Origin of the sequence: Shewanella sp. MEBiC00475 (genome assembly GCF_005234075.1) — a bacterium.
Taxonomy (GTDB): domain Bacteria; phylum Pseudomonadota; class Gammaproteobacteria; order Enterobacterales; family Shewanellaceae; genus Shewanella; species Shewanella polaris.
On the sequence record NZ_CP039928.1, the window covers coordinates 468,182 to 484,905 of the forward strand.

At 40.5% G+C, this 16,724-nt stretch carries 16 protein-coding genes; 5 read left to right on the forward strand and 11 right to left on the reverse strand.

What is annotated here, in order from left to right; translation table 11 throughout:
- The 4 genes from FCN25_RS01995 to FCN25_RS02010 form a co-directional block, all read right to left on the reverse strand.
- Nucleotides 1-258 carry a chaperone NapD gene (locus tag FCN25_RS01995; RefSeq protein ID WP_137221514.1) on the reverse strand — a complete coding sequence of 86 codons (258 nt, stop codon included), beginning with the start codon at nucleotides 256-258 and terminating at the stop codon, nucleotides 1-3.
- Between the two features lie 39 nt (nucleotides 259-297).
- Nucleotides 298-456 (reverse strand): periplasmic nitrate reductase, NapE protein, encoded by a 159-nt coding sequence (locus FCN25_RS02000; RefSeq protein WP_137221516.1) that lies wholly within the window; start codon nucleotides 454-456, stop codon nucleotides 298-300.
- A gap of 391 nt (nucleotides 457-847) precedes the next feature.
- Nucleotides 848-1,756, reverse strand: a complete 909-nt coding sequence (locus FCN25_RS02005; RefSeq protein ID WP_137221517.1) for a class I SAM-dependent methyltransferase — start codon at nucleotides 1,754-1,756, stop codon at nucleotides 848-850.
- A gap of 40 nt (nucleotides 1,757-1,796) precedes the next feature.
- On the reverse strand, nucleotides 1,797-2,987 hold the full coding sequence (locus FCN25_RS02010) for an AI-2E family transporter (protein ID WP_137221519.1): 1,191 nt from the start codon (nucleotides 2,985-2,987) through the stop codon (nucleotides 1,797-1,799).
- 156 nt (nucleotides 2,988-3,143) lie between these two features.
- Here FCN25_RS02010 and folX point away from each other — a divergent pair, with 156 nt between their 5' ends.
- The gene (folX, locus tag FCN25_RS02015) at nucleotides 3,144-3,512 is read left to right on the forward strand and encodes a dihydroneopterin triphosphate 2'-epimerase (protein ID WP_137221521.1); all 369 of its coding nucleotides are present in this window, start codon (nucleotides 3,144-3,146) and stop codon (nucleotides 3,510-3,512) included.
- Between the two features lie 77 nt (nucleotides 3,513-3,589).
- Entirely contained in the window at nucleotides 3,590-4,480 is an 891-nt protein-coding gene (locus tag FCN25_RS02020; protein ID WP_137221523.1) for a TIGR01777 family oxidoreductase, read from the forward strand.
- Between the two features lie 40 nt (nucleotides 4,481-4,520).
- Here FCN25_RS02020 and FCN25_RS02025 read toward each other — a convergent pair whose 3' ends face one another.
- The 4 genes from FCN25_RS02025 to FCN25_RS02040 form a co-directional block, all read right to left on the reverse strand.
- Nucleotides 4,521-5,417, reverse strand: coding sequence for a LysR family transcriptional regulator (locus FCN25_RS02025; protein ID WP_137221525.1), 897 nt, complete (start codon nucleotides 5,415-5,417; stop codon nucleotides 4,521-4,523).
- Between the two features lie 166 nt (nucleotides 5,418-5,583).
- Nucleotides 5,584-6,270, reverse strand: coding sequence for a pseudouridine synthase (locus tag FCN25_RS02030; RefSeq protein ID WP_137221527.1), 687 nt, complete (start codon nucleotides 6,268-6,270; stop codon nucleotides 5,584-5,586).
- A gap of 165 nt (nucleotides 6,271-6,435) precedes the next feature.
- Nucleotides 6,436-8,919 carry an ABC transporter permease gene (locus tag FCN25_RS02035; RefSeq protein WP_137221529.1) on the reverse strand — a complete coding sequence of 828 codons (2,484 nt, stop codon included), beginning with the start codon at nucleotides 8,917-8,919 and terminating at the stop codon, nucleotides 6,436-6,438.
- The gene (locus FCN25_RS02040) at nucleotides 8,919-9,671 is read right to left on the reverse strand and encodes an ABC transporter ATP-binding protein (RefSeq protein WP_137221531.1); all 753 of its coding nucleotides are present in this window, start codon (nucleotides 9,669-9,671) and stop codon (nucleotides 8,919-8,921) included. Before FCN25_RS02040 ends, FCN25_RS02035 begins: the two co-directional genes overlap by 1 nt.
- 31 nt (nucleotides 9,672-9,702) lie before the next feature.
- Between FCN25_RS02040 and FCN25_RS02045 the strand changes: the two genes are divergently transcribed.
- Together FCN25_RS02045 and FCN25_RS02050 are read left to right on the forward strand one after the other, a co-directional pair.
- Entirely contained in the window at nucleotides 9,703-10,290 is a 588-nt protein-coding gene (locus FCN25_RS02045; protein ID WP_137221534.1) for an arylesterase, read from the forward strand.
- Nucleotides 10,291-10,461: 171 nt separating this feature from the next.
- Nucleotides 10,462-11,529, forward strand: coding sequence for a DUF3083 family protein (locus FCN25_RS02050; protein WP_137221536.1), 1,068 nt, complete (start codon nucleotides 10,462-10,464; stop codon nucleotides 11,527-11,529).
- 80 nt (nucleotides 11,530-11,609) lie between these two features.
- Here FCN25_RS02050 and sohB read toward each other — a convergent pair whose 3' ends face one another.
- Together sohB and FCN25_RS02060 are read right to left on the reverse strand one after the other, a co-directional pair.
- Complete coding sequence (sohB, locus tag FCN25_RS02055) at nucleotides 11,610-12,620, reverse strand: protease SohB (protein WP_167495991.1); 1,011 nt, start codon at nucleotides 12,618-12,620, stop codon at nucleotides 11,610-11,612.
- Between the two features lie 123 nt (nucleotides 12,621-12,743).
- On the reverse strand, nucleotides 12,744-15,230 hold the full coding sequence (locus tag FCN25_RS02060) for a VolA/Pla-1 family phospholipase (RefSeq protein ID WP_137221540.1): 2,487 nt from the start codon (nucleotides 15,228-15,230) through the stop codon (nucleotides 12,744-12,746).
- A 261-nt stretch (nucleotides 15,231-15,491) separates the two neighbouring features.
- Here FCN25_RS02060 and FCN25_RS02065 point away from each other — a divergent pair, with 261 nt between their 5' ends.
- A complete protein-coding gene (locus tag FCN25_RS02065; protein WP_137221542.1) occupies nucleotides 15,492-16,229 on the forward strand; it encodes a YciK family oxidoreductase in 738 nt (245 codons plus the stop codon).
- Nucleotides 16,230-16,317: 88 nt separating this feature from the next.
- Here FCN25_RS02065 and FCN25_RS02070 read toward each other — a convergent pair whose 3' ends face one another.
- Nucleotides 16,318-16,650 (reverse strand): ComEA family DNA-binding protein, encoded by a 333-nt coding sequence (locus FCN25_RS02070; RefSeq protein WP_137221544.1) that lies wholly within the window; start codon nucleotides 16,648-16,650, stop codon nucleotides 16,318-16,320.
- Nucleotides 16,651-16,724: the final 74 nt, after the last annotated feature.

Sequence of the window (16,724 nt, forward strand, 5' to 3'; positions counted from 1 at the left end):
TCATACTTCACCTTCTTCAAGATCTTCGCTTTGGTGATAAACCATGGTGGCAGTCAACACACCCGGAATGCCGTTAATTGTTGAGATATCATCCATCAAAGATCGTTGACTGGTACCTTCTAAAACAACAACTAACTTAACGTCGTTATTCGCTGACAGCTCAGCATTTTTGATGGCCATAATTTGTTGTCTTACTTCAGCCATTTTCTCAGGGTGTACTTGGACAATCAGGCTGGTTACATGAAGTTCATTGTTCATACATCACTCTCGCATTATTTTATTTATTTTATTATTGAGTTAACCTGCGCCTGGTGGCCCAGTTAAAATTTGGCTAAACCAGATGGTAAAACCCAGTGCGCTAACCAGTAACACAGATAAAATAGGGGCTAAAAAAACGGTTAAAAAAATAAAAATTTTTAACTCTAAACCCTTTTCGCTTTTGATTTCATTACTCATGGATCCTCCAAGAGTGGATGGAAAAACAACGAATCATCATCACTTCATTGCTTCTTTCATTAAGATTCGTAAGAATTTTATCTTTAAACCAGTGACAAACTATATACTCACAAATTGGTAAACCTAGGTTAATATGATCTGGATCATCAATTTAAATATTTCATTAGCTAGATCAGGGTTACTAAGCATAAATACCGATTAAATAAAGGATTATTTAACGGATTATTGATAAATATTACCGTTAACTAACATAAAGTATAAGTCACAAAAACTTAACAGCGCGACCAAGTTGTTAATTACTTTTTGACACAAACCAAAATCCAGTATTTTTACAGTCAAAAAAAAACCGACGGTCTAATAACTGTCGGTTTTTTACAAAAATAGCAATAAATTAACTCAAACGGTAACGTAATACCTTCAATGATTTTTGATCATCAATATCAGCAAAAACTGACGGATTAGCAATTCGCTCAACATAGGTTAATTGTGGAGCTGTACTCGCAACTTGTTGCATTAAAAAATCACAACCAAGTTCAGGAGCATTTAAGCACAGCAACACTTCACCTTGGGGAGCAAGCAAGTCAGGTAGACGTTTCAATAAACGCTCATAATCTTTAGTCGCAACAAAGCTGCCGCGCTGATTACTGGGTGGATCAGCCACAATCAAGTCATAAGGTCCAAGCTTGGTTAGCTTACCCCAAGATTTGAAAATATCGTGACCTAAATAACGAGCTCCTGCGGGCAAGTCATTTAATACATGGTTTTGCTTACCAATGCTTAAAGCACCTTTACTCATGTCCATGTTGACTACTTCATCAGCACCGCCTTGTAAAGCAACCACAGAAAAGCCACATGTATAAGCAAATAGGTTAAGCACTTTTTTATGCTTTGCATGTTGCTTTACCCATGCCCGACCATTAGCCATATCTAAAAATAAACCGTGGTTTTGTCCGCGTAATAAATGCACTAAAAAACGTGCACCATTTTCGCTAACGATATGCGGTTCAAGCACTTCTCCGTACAATAAATCACTGAATGTTTGCCCACCTTGACGATATTGGTAGACTAAATTGAGAGGCTCATTTGGGCGTTGTTGCAGCCAAAGTGCCTTTATTGATATCACTAATTCATCCAGTTGCTCGGTTTCGAGCATCTTAAAACTGGTGAGCAATAATACTGGCTTATACCAATCTAAACACAGGTGTTCATCGCCCACATATAAGCCACCACGGCCATGAAATAAACGACAAACATCATCGCCGAAGGTCAAATTTGGAATGACTTGTAAAAAACGCTTCATACACTCTCTTAACTCAATAAACTAAACAGATTCGTTCGGATTAGGCATCGGTAGTTGATGACTTGGATTTATTATCACTTTCCACGTTATGGTCATTATCTACGTCACTATCAATCTCACTTTTTGCATCATCATTGCGTTGCTCTTCAAGCACCTCTTCGGCTTCAGCTTTAACACTATTAGCTTCTTCAACGGGCAAGTCATCACCATCATCAGACAATAAAATCGCAAGCCAATTGCCCGATTCGCTCGATTCAAGACCGATTTTAACAATCATAGTTAAAGGTACTGACAACAGCATTCCAACAGAACCAAGCAGCCAGCCCCAAAAAATTAATGATAAAAATACCACCAAGGTAGACAAGCCTAAGCCTCGCCCCATAAAGCGCGGTTCAATTACATTACCCATCACCATATTGGTACCGACATACAGTAAACCGGTAATACCCGCAGCACCGGGGCCCATTTGAATAAAGGCCAATAACACTGCAGGAATTGCCGCAATAATAGAACCAATATTAGGAATATAGTTAAACAGAAAAGCAACTACGGCCCACAACAAGGCATAATCAACGCCGATAATGGTTAAGCCAACGCCAATAACCACCCCAGTAGCCAAACTAACGAGCGTTTTAATAACCATATATTGATTAACCGACTGCAAAAATTTGTCGATTTGCTTTAAACGCTTGTCAGGAGCATCTAGTGCTAAGTGAAACTTTCGAGGCATAGATTGCGCTTCAAATAACATAAACACGATTGTCAAAATAATCAGAAATAAATTGGCCATTACATTGCCGACACCAGACAACATGTTGGTGGTCATGGATAACGCCATGCCAGGGTCAAAGTAGTCGAGCACTTTTTGTTTTGAAATCTGAATATTAAAGTCTTGGAGTTTTTCAAGGATCCATGCAAATTGCTCAATCAATTGCTCGCGGTATACTGGCATTTGTTTGGAAAACTCTGTCACCGAACTACCCACTAAACTGGCCAGCCACAGTCCCATTAATACAATAAATCCCATGAGTAAAATAATCGACAGCCATTTAGGGATATGATATCGCGTCATCAACATGATGGCAGGATTACAAATGACCGCTAAAAATGCAGATAACACAAATGGCACCACAATAGGGCTAGCTGTTTTAATCCCAGCTAAAATAACCACAACACAAGCCATTACCACAAAACTGCGCACAGCCATTGAGGGTTGTTGTATTCCTTTCATAGGGCGAAAATCCTTATTGTTGCTTATTTAAATGCTTCGGTATGCTAAGCTAAAATCAGTAACATATTGCAAACTAAGTTAAAATTATTGTCGATTCACATATCAGTTGATGGCAATATGGGCTTACAATGACTTTTTAGGACCCACTAACATCATATGAAACCAGAAACCGCTATTATACGCATTAAAAACTTACGTTTACGTACTTTTATCGGCATTAAAGATGACGAAATCAATAATCAACAAGATGTCATCATTAACGTAGTGATCCATTATTGTGCAGACAAAGCACGTGATAGTAACAATGTAGAAGATGCATTGAATTATCGCACTATAACTAAAAAAATCATTGCCTTGATAGAAAATAATCGTTTTTCTTTACTCGAAAACTTAACTAGTCAAACCCTTGCCATTGCCAGCGAACATGATTGGGTTGAATTTGCCAGTGTCGAAATTGATAAGCCACATGCACTGCGCTTCGCAGATTCTGTGTCGATGGAGTTATGTTACCAAAAAACGCAATAACAGCTATGTTTGCGATAATGAGTGATCATTTCTACGTTAACCGTCGTATGTTCGGGTAAAAATAAAGGGGAGTTGACATGAAAATATTAATCACTGGCGCAACAGGTTTTGTTGGCAAACAACTCGTTAAATCGCTTACCACTCACCAACTGATTATATTAACGCGCAACGTTAGCGACGCAAAACATATTCTTGGCAGCCATCATGAGTACTGGCAAACCTTAACCGATAAGCCCAACCTTAACGATATTGATGCGGTAATCAACCTTGCAGGCGAACCTATAGTCAGTAAGCGTTGGACCAACAAACAAAAAAAACTAATATCAGAAAGCCGTTGCGACATCACAGCAGCGTTAACTCAACTTATTAGTAAAAGCACCACACCACCTCATACTTTTATTAGCGCTTCTGCAATAGGCTATTATGGTCGGCAAGATAAAACCCCCGTTGATGAATCCAGTGGTTTTCATGCTGAATTTAGTCATGATATTTGTCAACAATGGGAAGACCTTGCACTGCAAGCTCAATCACAACAAACCCGAGTGTGTATTACTCGTATAGGTATTGTGCTGGGTAAAAAAGGGGGCGCCTTAGCCAAAATGCTTCCGCCCTTTAAGCTAGGACTTGGTGGGCCAATTGGCAGTGGCGAACAAGGTATGAGCTGGATTCATATGGACGATTTACTGGGACTGATTAACTATCTACTCAACCACAATGATTTACAAGGCGTGTTTAATGCAACGGCACCTAATCCTGTCAGTAATGCAGAGTTCTCGCAGACCTTAGGAAAAGCACTCAATCGTCCCGCTAAAATCACTACACCGCCTTTAGCACTTAGATTGGCTATGGGTGAAATGTCACAATTGCTCACTGAAGGGCAATTTGTTTTCCCCACAAGAGCTCTCGCGGCAGGTTATGAATTTATCTACACCGATATCGAAACAGCACTCAATAATATTGTTAGTTAGCACCTGTCATGATTAAGTGTTCTCCTCCACAAAATCGTGGCTACATTAACTGTTTAATAATATCGATAATCGGTTGGTAACGTAGTGCCAATTGCCGATGTTTTTTATGGATTAAAAATAATGGTTCACTTACGCCCTCTTTCCCCTCTTTAACACCAGCAAGCTTAGGGACACATATGTGTTGTGGCTTAACAAAACTGTCCACCGCAAACTGCGGCAATACCGCAAAAGCTAACCCTTTCGCTACAGGTAATAATATTTGATGTAATTGATTAACGTAACTGCGTAAGGGTACTTGCTGAGCTCCGGCTTGTTTATCGTTAAAATAATGACCAACAATTTGTAACCAGTAATGCATAGCATCAGGGTGAGAAACCATCCCTAACATCATTAACTGGTCAAAGTCGACTAACTTATCTTGATAGGATTTTGGCATTACAATACACAAAGCTTGCTGGCCTAATGGCGTTAGCGCTAACTCATCCATGTGAACCGCTTGAGTAACAATGCCCAATTCAACTTGATTGGCCAAAACGCTGTCAATAATGCGTTTGTTTGGTGCGGCCTCTAAAGAGATTTGTAATTGTTTATGCGGTAATTGGTAATCAATTAAGTGCGGATACAGTAATAATGCCATCGAACCAGAACACGCAATTCGACAATCCCCCAAATGGACATCATCTACCGCTATTTGCGACAACAGTTGCTGCTGCTGTTGCTGCCAAATCAAAGCCTGCTGGTGCAAATGAATTCCGGCTTCGGTCAGTTCAAAGCTTTTACCCACTCGATATAATAAAGCCACCCCAACTTGCTGCTCAAGTTTTTTAATATGTTGGCTCACGCCTGGCTGAGTCATAAATAATTGTTCAGCAGTATGAGTGAAATGGCCGACTTCGACTAACTTAATAAATGTGGTTAACCATTGCTGATTTAACATGGTTTCCTCTGGGTGCGATTAGCCTATTTGCTGAATATAATAACAGGTGTTTGATAATTTTAAATTATCAAAATAAGCAATATTTATAACTCAATGTAAAACTTAAACGTCATCGACTTTTGTTCCTCTAGCCTCTGCTGAGAAAATGGTTTCTAAGGCTCTAGTTTTATAAAAAAGATTGAATTTCATCTGTCGTTAAATAACGCCAACCTCCTAACTCAACATCAAGATTCACAGTACCTATACTTTGTCGATGAAGTGACACCACTTTATTGCCGATAGCAGCAAACATGCGCTTAACTTGATGAAACTTGCCTTCCGTTAACGTAAGTAATACTTCTTGTGGTGCTAAAACCTTTAATTGTGCGGGTAGCGTTAGCCTTTGTTCCCCTTGTAAGGCAATGCCTTGTAAAAAGCGCTCAGCAGCATCTACAGCTATCGGTTTGACCAAAGTTACTCGGTAGACTTTATTGCACTTTTTAGAAGGTGAGGTGATAGAAAATGTCCAGCGGCCATCATCGGTAATTAACACTAATCCAGTGGTATCAGCATCTAAACGTCCAGCAATATGCAGCTCGGATAGTCGATCTACATCTAATAGCGAAAACAATGACGGATATACACCATCCGCATTAGAACAAAGAGTATTGGCGGGTTTATTGATTAAAATATAACGAAAAGGTCGAGTTACCAACTTTTGACCGTCTAATTGAATATCATTATTTTCGTGTACTTGGATGGCTTCATCCACCACAGCGACATTATTAACGTAAATCTTAGCTTGATGAATTAACTCAATGGCCTGCTGTTGAGTTAATTCAGTACTTTTCACTACAAATCGATCAAGACGCATCACATACTCACGCTAAATAATGTATTTAATTGGATTTAAACAAGGAGGTGAAATGGATAGTTTGGTTTTTTCTAAAACTTAACATACATCTAAAATAACCAGATAATATAATAAGGGAGATAACTGTGTATCTCCCTTATTATTAACAAACCCTTAGGGTTTGCTTTAACCCTCTTTGAGCATGTCACTGCACGATTTATTGAGTAATTGACGGCATCGCCATACGCCAAGCGTCGACACAATTAACGCGCCGGCAATTGGAGTTATGCCCCACCAAGGCCAATGCATATAAACCACCAGCTCAAACACTTGGGTTTTAAGCATATATAAAGCAAACTCAGCCACGATGACAGCCAGTAAACCAGCAATAGCACCAAGTAAAGCAAATTCAAACCCAGTCGACGCACGCAATAACCAACCAGATGCACCAAAAGTACGCAGTACCGCGAGCTCTCGCTGCCGAGTCGCCATACCGGCTTCAGTTTGCGCAATCAATACTAAGGCACTGGCCAATAACACTAGTACCAACACCAATGATAATGACAACGACACTTGATCGATAATTTGCCGCAATTGTTCGACCATTGCTCCGACATCAATAATCGATACTGTTGGAAATTGTTGTATTATTTGCAGTACCACTTGATTGGCACTCAGTAAGCTACCATCAGCCGCTAATTGCGCATCATTAAGATGGAAACTGGCCATAGAGGTGTAAGCAAATGGTGCTAATGCTTCAGGAGTAAAAATCATGAAAAAGTTAGGTTGTAGGGTTTCCCACTGAACTTTTCTAATACTGGCAACCTTGACCGAAAAGGATTGGTTATCAATGCTGTAGGTTAACTTATCACCCAACACTACCCCTAGCCGCTTAGCAACACCAGACTCAACCGACACATCATCTTCAGCTTGATTAAACACGCCTTCAAGCAACTCATTATTAGGCGGTAAGGTTTTTCGGTAAGTTAAATTTAACTCTCGTGAAATGCCCACTCGCCCTTCAACACCTGCATCGGCTTGTTTTCCTGATATCAACTCTTCATCGTTAATATGAGTGAGACGGCCACGAACCACAGGATAAATATCGGTAGCGTTAATATGATTAGTGGTTAAAAAGTCATTGAGTGGCTTAGCATCTTCAGGGGCAATATTGACTAAAAAGTAATTGGGAGCATTTTCAGGCAACTGCTTTTGCCACTCGTTTAGTAAGTCTTGTCGTAACGCTAAAATGGTTAATAACAACACTAATGCACTGCTAAACCCAACCAATTGCACAGCATTTTGGCGTGCTCGACGACGAAGTCCTGCTAATGCCAGTTGAAAAGGATTGGTGGTTTTCATACCAATGCCATGACCGAAACGGATCATCACAAATCCGAGCACACTCAATAAAAAACCTAATAACAACACCGCAAGTACGACTGTCATGGTTAAGGCTAAACTTCTTGAATATAAATAGCCTAATAATGCCATGGCAGCCAAACTCAATAACAAATGGAGCCACATACCCAGCTGTAAACCTTCTAATTGACGCTGCAATACTCTTAAAGGCGGAATGGCTAACAAACGCATTAACGGATAAGCCGAAAACATGAATGCACTAATCAATCCGGTGCTAACGCCTAATAATACTGGACGTAAATATGGTGGTGAATAAGCGGCTATCTCTGAGGGTAAAAATGCGGTGATGCCAAGATCGAGTAATAATCCACCCACAAGGCCCAAGGCAATACCCAATAAAGTGACTAACGATAGATGTAGACCAAATAGCACCCGAATTTGTTTGCCCGACGCACCAAAGGTTTTAAGCATAGCAACAACATCGTAATGACGCTGGCAGTAACGTTGTGCAGCAATACCTATCGCGGCACATGCTAAGGCAATCCCGAGTAAGCTGGCGAGTAGCAAAAAGCGCTCAGCACGTTGCACTGCCGAGGCTATCGGTGAATCTCCCGATTGCACATCCACCCAGCGTTGACTGTTGTTAAGCAATGGTTTTGCTTGCTGCTCAAATACCGACAGTTGTTCAGCATCACCGGTAAATTGGTATAAATAAGTAACTCGACTACCCGGCTGAATAATACCTGTCGCCGCCACATCATCTATACGGATGAGCAACACTGGCGAGGATGCAAATGGATTAAAACCAGCATCTGGTAAACGACTAATTTCTTCTGTTAGCGCTAACTCACTATTACCCAATTCAATGGTTTTAGGATAGCCGAGTAAACCGCCTAAACGGTTTTCAAACCACGCTTGACCAGTCTTAGGCAGTAATCGCGTCGTACCGCTACTCAGTTCTATATCGCCTTTTAATGGATAACCATCACCAACCGCCTTAACGGTAACTAACTGAAATTGCTCCCCCGAATACACCATCGAGTTAAATTGCATATTAGTGACGTGAGCAAGACCAATCTCATCTGCAATCACTAAGACTTTGGGATCTAATTCAACTGGGGAATCGATAATACGATCGGCGGCAATAAAATTAGCCGCTTCACCATTAATCGCAACTTGTAATCGCTCGCTAACCCGCGCAAGCCCAGTCACAGACAATACTGCCAAGGTAATTGCCAATACAATTAATATCAACTGACCTTGGGCAAGCTCACGCTTAAATAAACGCCAAGCAATTTGCCATTCCATTAATTGACCTCCACTGCAAGTTCAAGGCTTAAATCTTCGATGATACTGTTATCTTCTGCATAGGGTTCTGATAAGTGGCCATTTTCCATCACCAATTGACGAGCGCAGCGTCTGGCCAAATGTAAATCATGAGTCACTAGAACCAGGGTGGTATCGCTTTCTTGGTTTAGCGCAAACAACATATCAGCAATTTTGTCGCCATTGACACTGTCTAAATTACCCGTTGGCTCATCTGCAAACAGCACTTTAGGTTCGCAAATAAAAGCTCTAGCGATGGCGACACGTTGTTGCTCACCACCAGACAATTGTTTAGGTAAATGATTTAACCGATGCGCCAAGCCAACACGTTCAAGCATGGCTTGAGCTTTTTGTTTGGCGTCTTTTACGCCAGCAAGCTCAGCAGGTAACATCACGTTTTCAAGCGCGGTTAATGTGTCAACCAACATAAATGATTGAAAGATAAAACTGACTTTTTGTTTACGGAGCGCGGCTTTTTGTTCTTCATTCAAACCAGACAATGCCACACCATCAAGCACGATCTCACCAGATGTGGGAGTGTCTAAAGCAGCGAGCAATCCAAGAAGTGTTGACTTACCAGAACCTGATGGCCCCAAAATGGCAATACTGTCTCCTTGCTTGACTTCTATATTAATGCCGTTGAGGATAGTCAACTCTCCCTCTTGGGTCACAACAGTTTTATTGAGGTTAGTTACCGTAATGGCATTGGTATTTCGATCAGTATTATTAGACATACAATCCTTCTTGTTTTTGTCGCTTAAACGCATGTTAGTCACTGCATTTACGCTGATATTAATGTGCGTGCCGACCCATGCTGCCACGGTTTTGATCTTAGGTGATAGCTTAAGTGCAGGCTATGGCATGTCAGAAGACCAAGGTTGGGTACAATTACTCCGTAACGAATTGCCTCAAAACAACATTGTTAACGGCTCCGTCAGTGGTGAAACTACTGCTGGAGGGTTACGCCGACTCCCTAATTTACTGGAGTCTAGCCAACCAGACCTTGTGGTCATTGAGCTTGGCGGCAACGATGGTTTACGTGGTTTTCCACCTAATCAACTGAAATTAAATCTTACAAAAATCATCGAAATTTCTACAGCTCACGGTGCAAAAGTCTTGTTGACAGAAATTATGGTGCCACCGAATTATGGTCCTCGTTACAGTAAATCTTTTACACAGACTTATCATCAATTAGCTGAAGAATATAATATTAAGTTAATCCCTTTTTTCATGCAAAAAATTGCCACAGACACAAACTTAATGCAACGTGATGGTATTCATCCAAATGAACAAGCGCAAGCAAGCATTACGCAATGGATGCTACCTTGGATCACCCAAGAATTATCTGATTAAAAACTTCAATTTATATGATGTTAACTGCAAATGTTAAAAACAATTTACTAAACTGAACGAAAGTTATTTTAATTTAATCAGCGATGTTTAAAATGGACATGCAGTAAGCACATTAGATAACCATAAATAACGATAAACTTTAGACAACAACCAAGGCAATAAGGAAATAATATGTCCGTCAGTCGTCAAAAAAAAGTATACTTGCCCACCGCAACACGTAAAAATCAATACATTACCATTGGTTTCCCATTAACCGATGAATATCTTAATGCTTACAGTGATTTAGAAACTTGTTACGATGAGTTCAGTAAATTGGTTTATCAATTAGCTGAAAAACAAGAATTGTACAACGTCCACGTTGTTACCACTGACAAATTACCTATGGTACGCTTCCACAACGAAGCTTATTGCTTAAACTCAGAAGAGCAAATACGCTTTTTTTATAATCCAGCCCATCATGAAGCTAACAGTTTACATAGCGTTGCAGGTTTTCGAGCAAGAAAGCTTAGAATAGTATTTTTAGCCACAGGTCATGATCTTCGTAGTAATTCAGCTGAATTCCATTCGCATGTGCAAAAATTTATCGCTGAATTAAAACCGTTATTACCTGTTAAAGATGTGCCCATTAAAGTCCGTGACCACCAGCATATTTCTTATGACTTTTTTGCCAAAGCAAAGGGACTCAAAGAAACGTACGGATATAAATTGCGTGCTGTAGACAGCCGTTATCATCGCCGCCACTGTGAGCTACCAGAAAATGTGAGTACGCTCAATTATGTCACCATCAACATTCCGGTAGAACGTCGTATTAAAAAGCAATTACTTGCAAATGATACCACTGACTTTTCAAGTGTTTATCAAAATTTATGCGACAAGTTTATCAAAGCAACAGCAAGTAAGCAGTTAAAGCGTGTTGCCGTTGTCGCTAACGGTAAATTACCACTTGTACGTAACAGTAAGTATGAGCAATTAACCAGTACCAACGAATTTCAGATGATTGGATTTGACCCTCACGCTGAGTCGCCTGAACCTATTTGCCATTGGGATTCCAATAAGCTTGTAGATGCTTTCCGATTTGTCATTGTCGCGGGTAAAAGTGATGAAACTGACGAAGGTTATGGTCGCTTTATGAATCAAGTAGAAGAAGCGATACGTCTATTTACTAATGAACTTGATATCGATAAAGAGCATGCTGATGTTATTTTACGTTTTCATCAACATATTAGTTATAAAGCATAATCACATATAGGTTTTTAACATAAAAAAACGACAGCTAATGCTGTCGTTTTTTGATCTATCCAATCACTCACAATATAACGTTATACTGACTGATTACGCTCAGCTAAACGATTCATCACGGTATTAACGGCCAACGATGCGCCATGGGCAATTTTGTCAGCCAGTTTTTTCTTCATTTGATATTTTATTTTGATCACTTGATGGGTCTTAACTAACGTTAAAATCACATCATCACTGGTAGATACCTCATCAATTAAACCTAAATCAATAGCTTGTTGACCGTACCAATGTTCACCTGTTGCCACTTTGGTAATGTCCATATGAGGACGATAGCGGCCAACAAACTCTTTAAATAATACATGTGTTTCTTCGAGTTCTTGTTGGAACTTGGCTCTGCCTTCATCGGTATTTTCACCAAAAATGGTTAACGTACGCTTAAAGTCACCTGCTGTATGTTGTTCGTAGTCAATGTCATGTTTTTTCAGCAAACGATTAAAGTTAGGCACTTGTGCCACAACACCAATCGATCCAACAATAGCAAAAGGAGCTGCATACACTTTATTAGCCACACACGCCATCATATAACCACCACTAGCGGCTACTTTATCAATGCAAATTGACAACGGAATATTGGCTTGACGTAAACGATCTAACTGGCTTGAAGCAAGGCCATAACCATGCACCATGCCACCGCCACTTTCAACATTAACCAAGACTTGGTCGTCTTTGTCTGCAATGGTTAAAATTGCGGTCACTTCTTCACGTAATGACGCTACTTCGTGCGCATCAATACTGCCTTTAAAATCAATAACGAACACTTTTCCTGTCGTTAGTTGCTGCTTTTCAGCCGCTTTTTCGTCTGCTTTTACCTGCTTTTCGTAAGCTTTAAATTGCTTTTTAGGCAGTAACTCTTCTTTTAACTGATGCTTGAGCTGTAGCAACTCATCTGAAATATCAGTGAGTCTTAACTCACCTTTATCAGATTTGATTTTCATGCTGCTCGCCAACACTAATACTACTACCGCTAAAATAGCGGCAACAATGGTAACTGCTTTAGCTAAAAACAGACCGTATTCATATAAAAATTCCAAATCTCGCTCCATACAGGGATGACAATCTCGCAGTATATTAACAGCAATAGTCGATAAATAGAGAATAAAAAACCCAGCTAATTGCTGGGTTTCTTAAGAAATTGTGCACTAATTTAGTAAGGATTAATTACAGCTTTGAATCACATCGCTGTTAGTCACAACAATTGTTGCTTGGTCTAAACCAGCTGTTTTCGCAAAACCAGCTACTTGAGACTGCATTTCAACCGTTGCTGCGGCAGCCATACCATCGGTAACACCCTCTACTTCACCAGGGCTAACAATCGAACTGTGATGGCCTTTAGAGAAGCGTACAGCACCAGAACCAGGCGTAGTAGTATCAACACACCCAAGACCTAGCGAGGCAATTAAAGGCTCGGTACCCGACAATGGGAAACTTTCAACACTGTTTGGCAATGTTTGGTCTGGTAAGTTTGTATCATCGCCAACAATTTCAATGACGTGAACAGGAAGTTCCGTTGCAGCGAGCATTGCGCCATGGTTTAAAGGGTCTGCAGAATCAATTGCGGTTTGTACTGCAAAAGCAAATGTAGGAATAAATTCAGCATACACAGCTTGAACTAATGCAGCATATTCAGCACTACCTTCTTCATAACCTGGCGTATTTGCTGCTGTAACTAAAGCCGCAAACGTACTAGATGCTGTCACGTTGGCAAATAACTGTGGACCAAACGCGGCAGAACCTGCAAATGCCCCAGCTAAACCACCAGCAGGTGCGACTAACGACGCTGCATTGATTGCATAAGCATTAGGCAAGGCATCTCCTGTCAGAGGATTAACTAATCCAGTACTCGCATAAGTAGAGAATGTCGTCCCCACAATGCCACCTAAACTTAGGCCTTGCATACTGATTTTAGACACGTCGAATACTTGATCGTCACCGTCTGCGGCTAATTGTTGTGCCATTCCGGTCAATAATAACCTCAGACCAAGTTGATCTAAGGTTGCTTGACGGAAATTATCACGGACAGTCAATGTACTGGCAATGTTAACAAACACTAATGGATTACCATTAGTGAACGCATCAGGCGTGCCCACAACTGGTCCAAATGCAGGTGCGGTAGCGGAAATCTCATAAGTGCCATCATCGTTTGCGTCATATGAACGAGCACCGTGTAATGGCATATCAATCGCGATGGTAGCGACACCCGCGGCAGCATAGGTACCTGCATAGGCTAACGCCATTTCTTTACCACCACCTAAACCATGCATAGCGATGGTTGTCGGCCAACCACTTGCTGGCGGTACAAATGTTCCACCTTGTGCAGTTGTAAATGCAGCTAACTTAGCCGCGTTAGGCAAGGTAATTTGAACAGGAATAATTTCATAACCTTTAATAGCTGGAATAGGATTAAACTTAGTCAAATGCTTAGTTGGATCTGCCGAAGTGCCATCATCAAGTAGCCATTGCTTGCCTGCAAGTAATGCCGGAGTAGAAAGCGCTGCTTGTGGGTCTACACCGTTAGCAACAGCTTGGATAATAAAGTTTTCTTGGCTTAATGTACCTGATTGTAATGCCAACAAGACAGATACTGGGCTATCGCCTTGTGCAGACCAATGGCCATTAGGTGCCGTTGGTGCACCATCAACAATTGGAATAACACAGCTTGCTGATGAACAATCACCGTAGATTGGCAGTTTAATTTTGGCAGTATAAAGATCAGCCATATCCGCAACAACATATGCTGCACCGTCTTCTACTGTTAATCCGGCTGCCTGAGCAACAGTGTATCCCGTTGGCGTTATCGCTGCTGCAAATGCCGGCATATATGCAGCATTAGAAGCCATTAATAACTTAGTAGTTTCATACACATCCGCTACTGATTGAGTAGTGAACAAACCTGAGAAAGTAATTGATTCAGAGTCAACGCCGTGAGTTTCAGCCAATCCCTTTTCATAACTATTAACCAGATACTGCAATGTTTTTTGGTCAGCTGTTTCTAACTGTTGTGTTTCGAAGTCTAACTTTAACAGGCCATAGGTAGTCGACGCTGCAATACCACGACCTAACGAGTCTTGAATGAGATCTGTAGTCGCATATATATAAGACTGACCCGCTTTTAATGGCTTAATCGGTACTATGGCGACTTTGTTTCCTGATGCTTTAGAGACGAAATCAACACCAAACTGAAGTTCATCACCAACTTTACAGGCTGAAACTGATGGTACTGAGGTGCACTCTGCATCACTTGATAACGCACCACCAACAGTTGCTTCAAATACACGAACGGCACCAGGTTGGAAAACTGAAGCCGCATCAAGTGTTAATGCATTACCTTCTAAATCGTCTGCTAACTCCATTGTTATTGAAATTGGTGAGCTAGTTGACCATCCGTCTAATGCGCCTAGTGCTATTTGAGGGTTTGTGTAATCACCGTCTTCTTCGTCAGGTATAGCGAGTGTCCCATCAGTAGTACCACTGAAGAGTAAATCGTTTGGTAATGGTAATAAGCTATTAGCAGGATCAAACTGAACGTGTGACAACGGCACTAACGGTTCAGCATTGTCTTTTGCTTCGTTAAAGCTGTCACCACCACAAGCCGTTAAGCCAAGAGCAGATGTTATTACAACACCCAAAATGAGTCTTTTCATCTTTTTTTCCCCAAATCTTGTTTTAATAATTTTGTTTTCCCCAAGAATTGGTCACAATAGTCCAATCATGCGACCAACAAGGACTTATGTTAGTCCTTAACGATTATCAAGTTAACGTAAAATTATTGAGTTAGCTACAAGTTTGTTACATACAAATGACCTATTGGCATACAATTATCAATCATTTGTTTCAAACGATCGTTTATTTTTTATCCGGTACTAGATTTGACGGGCTATTGCGCCAAGAGGAATTAACCAATCATGTTGGAATATCAAGCAGCAAAAGATTTACTCAATAACAAAACTATTTTAGTTACGGGTGCAGGTGACGGTATCGGCCGTGCAGCATCTATCGAATTTGCCAAACACGGTGCAACCGTGATTTTGCTCGGTAAGACCGTTAAAAAACTAGAAAACGTATATGATGAAATAATTAATGCAGGTTATCCAAAACCAGCCATTGTCCCTTTAGATATGAGCGGTGCGACAGAACAAAACTATATTGATATGGCTGATACCATTGCTGAACAGTTTGGTCATTTAGATGGTTTGTTGCATAACGCATCTCAACTGGGAGCATTAGGCCCATTTGAGCATATTGATTTAACCTCTCTTGAAGCTATTTTAAAGGTTAATGTGACCGCTCAAGTCATTATGACAAAATCGATATTACCTATTATGCGTAAAGCGGATCACGCTTCAATTATCTTTACTTCAAGTGGTGTTGGTCGTAAGGGTCGTGCTTATTGGGGGCCTTATGCCTTTTCTAAATTTGCTACTGAAGGAATGATGCAAGTATTAGCAGATGAGTGTGACAATACTTCAGTTCGAGTGAATAGTATTAATCCAGGCGCAACACGTACCGAAATGCGCGCAAAAGCTTATCCTGGCGAAGATCCGAAAACATTAAAAAAAGCTGAACAAATTATGCCAACTTATTTATTTTTGATGGGTGATGACTCTATCGACACTAATGGTCAAGCATTAAACGCTCAGTAATGAGTCTTGATTCAGGTGGATTAAACACTCGCAAATATCAAAAAACGGAAGCAATTGCTTCCGTTTTAGTTTTTGATTGCGGTATTACTTAGAAACTCATATTTTTGCTATTCTGATTAACTAACTTCTCGCCAATACCAGTCACCATAGTCAACTGTTGCAAATCAGTAAATTTGCCATTTTTTGTACGATAATCAACGATTGCTTTGGCTTTTGCTTGGCCAATACCTTTGAGTGTTTGTAACTCTTGAGCACTGGCCTTATTAATATTAACCTTTTGCATATTGGTTGATTTTTTATCCGCTACTTTTGTGACTTTCTTGGTGGATTCAGACTTTGCCGTATCTGCGGCGAGCGAATGACTACTGATAAAACAACATAAGCACACAAATAATGCCGTTACTGTTAATGATAATTTCATAAAAATCTCCTTTGCTTCCTTAAGTTTGTTGGTATGCATCCTGCTCCATTACCAAGCTCAAACGATTCAGAACG

What these genes read in the sequence shown, in the direction of transcription:
- FCN25_RS02010 (WP_137221519.1), bottom strand. Translation starts at nt 2,987, where the DNA reads ATGAAAGGAATACAACAACCCTCAATGGCTGTGCGCAGTTTTGTGGTA.
- FCN25_RS02045 (WP_137221534.1), top strand. Translation starts at nt 9,703, where the DNA reads ATGTTAGTCACTGCATTTACGCTGATATTAATGTGCGTGCCGACCCAT.
- FCN25_RS02030 (WP_137221527.1), bottom strand. Translation starts at nt 6,270, where the DNA reads ATGCGTCTTGATCGATTTGTAGTGAAAAGTACTGAATTAACTCAACAG.
- FCN25_RS02060 (WP_137221540.1), bottom strand. Translation starts at nt 15,230, where the DNA reads ATGAAAAGACTCATTTTGGGTGTTGTAATAACATCTGCTCTTGGCTTA.
- FCN25_RS02005 (WP_137221517.1), bottom strand. Translation starts at nt 1,756, where the DNA reads ATGAAGCGTTTTTTACAAGTCATTCCAAATTTGACCTTCGGCGATGAT.
- FCN25_RS02035 (WP_137221529.1), bottom strand. Translation starts at nt 8,919, where the DNA reads ATGGAATGGCAAATTGCTTGGCGTTTATTTAAGCGTGAGCTTGCCCAA.
- FCN25_RS02020 (WP_137221523.1), top strand. Translation starts at nt 3,590, where the DNA reads ATGAAAATATTAATCACTGGCGCAACAGGTTTTGTTGGCAAACAACTC.
- FCN25_RS02050 (WP_137221536.1), top strand. Translation starts at nt 10,462, where the DNA reads ATGTCCGTCAGTCGTCAAAAAAAAGTATACTTGCCCACCGCAACACGT.
- FCN25_RS02065 (WP_137221542.1), top strand. Translation starts at nt 15,492, where the DNA reads ATGTTGGAATATCAAGCAGCAAAAGATTTACTCAATAACAAAACTATT.
- FCN25_RS02040 (WP_137221531.1), bottom strand. Translation starts at nt 9,671, where the DNA reads ATGTCTAATAATACTGATCGAAATACCAATGCCATTACGGTAACTAAC.
- FCN25_RS01995 (WP_137221514.1), bottom strand. Translation starts at nt 258, where the DNA reads ATGAACAATGAACTTCATGTAACCAGCCTGATTGTCCAAGTACACCCT.
- FCN25_RS02070 (WP_137221544.1), bottom strand. Translation starts at nt 16,650, where the DNA reads ATGAAATTATCATTAACAGTAACGGCATTATTTGTGTGCTTATGTTGT.
- folX (WP_137221521.1), top strand. Translation starts at nt 3,144, where the DNA reads ATGAAACCAGAAACCGCTATTATACGCATTAAAAACTTACGTTTACGT.
- FCN25_RS02000 (WP_137221516.1), bottom strand. Translation starts at nt 456, where the DNA reads ATGAGTAATGAAATCAAAAGCGAAAAGGGTTTAGAGTTAAAAATTTTT.
- FCN25_RS02025 (WP_137221525.1), bottom strand. Translation starts at nt 5,417, where the DNA reads ATGTTAAATCAGCAATGGTTAACCACATTTATTAAGTTAGTCGAAGTC.